The sequence below is a fragment of the Streptomyces sp. SID14436 genome (assembly GCF_010548465.1).
Taxonomy (GTDB): Bacteria; Actinomycetota; Actinomycetes; order Streptomycetales; family Streptomycetaceae; genus Streptomyces.
In genome coordinates this window covers 1-2,140 of record NZ_JAAGMD010000755.1, presented here as the reverse complement: position 1 = coordinate 2,140, position 2,140 = coordinate 1, and the positions used below count along the sequence as shown (strand labels likewise).

Genomic DNA, 2,140 nt, shown 5'->3' with positions numbered 1-2,140 from the left:
AATCGGCCGGCTCGGCGGCCCGCCGCGACGCCCCGGTCCTCGCCGGGCTCGCGGGCTGCGCGGCCGGGCTCGACGCCAACAGCCAGCCCGACCCGACGGTGGCCGGCGAGGCCTACGTCATGACCCGCGCCCTCGGGGACGCGGGCATCGGACCCGCCGACGTGGACCTGGTCGCCGCGCACGGCACCGGATCCCCGCTGGGCGACCGGGTCGAGGCCGACGCGCTCGCCCAGGTCTTCGGCCGGGCGCGACCGTGGGTCAACGCCGTCAAGGGACTCGCCGGGCACGCGCTCACGGCCGCCGGCCTGCTGTCCGCCGTCGCCGTCGTCGTCCAGCTGCGCGACGGCTTCGTGCACCCCAACCCGTGGCTGCGCGAACCGATCGACGGTGCCCCCCGACTGGCCGGGGACACCGCCGTGACGACCCGCCCGCGCTGGGCGGTGTCGAACGCCTTCGGTTTCGGCGGGTTCAACTCCGCCGTGGTGTGGCGGGCGGCCGGCTGACCCGGTCCGCCCCGTCCAGCAGGGTGCGGCGCAACGCCTCCGGCAGCCCCTTGAGGTAGAAGTGGTCGCCGGGGAAGACGTGCAGGCCGAAACCGCCCGCGGTGAGGTCGCCCCAGCGCGCCATCTGCGCCGGGGTGACCTCCGGGTCGGCGTCCCCGGTGAGCGCCGTCAACGGGCAGTCCAGCGGCGGCGTGTGCGCCGGCCGGTACGTCTCCACCAGCTGGAAGTCGGCCCGCAGCGCGGGCAGGAACAGGTTCGCCAGATCGGGCGAGTCGAGCAGCGCCGACGGCGTGCCGCCGAGCCCGTTCACCACCCCCAACAGGTCCCGGTCGCCGAGCAGATGCCGTTCGCCCGTCACCCCCGGCACCCGGCGGCCGGACACGAACACCATGCCCGGCGCCGGGCGCAGCCGCTGCGCCACCTCGTAGGCGACCATCGCGCCCATGCTGTGCCCGAACAGCACGTACGGGCGGTCCAGCAACGGCTGGAGGGCGGGCACGAGTTCGGCGACCAGGTCGGCCATGCGGGTGTGGGGCCGCTCCTGGATGCGCCGCTCCCGCCCCGGCAGCACCACCGGGACCACGTCGATCCGCGGCGCCAGCCGACGGCGCCAGGGCAGGAACAGCGCGCTGCCCCCGCCCGCGTGCGCGAAGCAGATCATCCGGACCTCGGCGTCCGGGTCGCGGGTCCCGGCGGTCCAGTGCGCGGCCACGGCATCCGCGGCCACGGCATCCGCGTCCGCGGCCACGGCGCGCGGGCCGGCCGTCCAGTCGTCCGTCATCGTGTCCGGCCCCCGTCGCTCATCGTGTTCCCTCCGGATCGCGCACCACCACATGGCCGTACGTGCCGCCCGACCCCACGGCGTTGACGACGGCCCGCCGCGGCCCGTGGACCGCTTCCCACGCCGTCGGCCGCCCCGGCACGAACAGGTTCTTGTCGTCCCAGTCCACCAGCGGGCTCGGCAGGTCGGACAGCAGCGTCGGGGCGATCCGGCCGTGCCGCAGCTGCAGCAGCACCTTCATCAACTGCGCGATGCCGGAAGCCCCCTCGCTGTGACCGACGTTCGGCTTCAGCGTGCCCAACGGCACCGGCCGGCCGTGATCGGCCAGGAGTTCGGCGAAGGCCGCGAACTCGGCGGCGTCCGCCAGTCCCGCGCCCGCCGCCGCGCCCTCCACGTAGGACACCGTCGCCGGGTCCAGGCCCGCCCCGTCCATCATCCGCCGCAGGGAGGCGGTCAGCGGCTCCGGGCCCGGTGCGCCGAAACGGCCCGTGCCACCGGCGTGGGCGCTCCACGACGTCTCCAGGATCCCGTGCACCGGATCGCCGTCGCGGGCCGCCGTGCCGGCGCGCCGCAGCAGCAGCGCGCCCACCGCCTCGCCCACGTACCAGCCGGGCGCGGCCTCGTCGTAGGCGCCGCCGGGCCGCCCGCCGTCGGGCTCGGCGAGCAGCCCGAGCCCGGCCAGCAGTCCCAGGTGACGGCGGTGCGTGATCAGGTTGACCCCGGCGACGACCGCGCTGTCGCACTCGCCGGCCCGCAGCGCGTTCATCGCCAGGTGCAGCGCGGTCAGCGACGACGAGCAGGCGGTGTCCACGGCGAGGCTCGGCCCCTGCCAGCCGAACGCGTGCGACAGCCGGTT

2 protein-coding genes and 1 pseudogene are annotated in these 2,140 nt (G+C 76.3%); 1 reads left to right on the top strand and 2 read right to left on the bottom strand.

All coding sequences use genetic code 11. The features are described from left to right. Positions 1–503, top strand: a pseudogene (locus tag G3I53_RS27500) (hypothetical protein); the annotation flags it as partial. Here the strand turns inward: G3I53_RS27500 and G3I53_RS27495 are convergent. Together G3I53_RS27495 and G3I53_RS27490 are read right to left on the bottom strand one after the other, a co-directional pair. Continuing rightward, a complete protein-coding gene (locus tag G3I53_RS27495) occupies positions 469–1,284 on the bottom strand; it encodes an alpha/beta fold hydrolase (RefSeq protein WP_164333247.1) in 816 nt (271 codons plus the stop codon). The pseudogene G3I53_RS27500 and the gene G3I53_RS27495 overlap by 35 nt on opposite strands. A 19-nt stretch (positions 1,285–1,303) precedes the next feature. Continuing rightward, a partial coding sequence (locus tag G3I53_RS27490) for a polyketide synthase (RefSeq protein ID WP_164438891.1) occupies positions 1,304–2,140 on the bottom strand: 837 nt, incomplete at its 5' end.

Bases quoted from the DNA above. Each gene is read 5' to 3' on its own strand.
- G3I53_RS27495 (WP_164333247.1), bottom strand. From the start codon at position 1,284: ATGACGGACGACTGGACGGCCGGCCCGCGCGCCGTGGCCGCGGACGCG.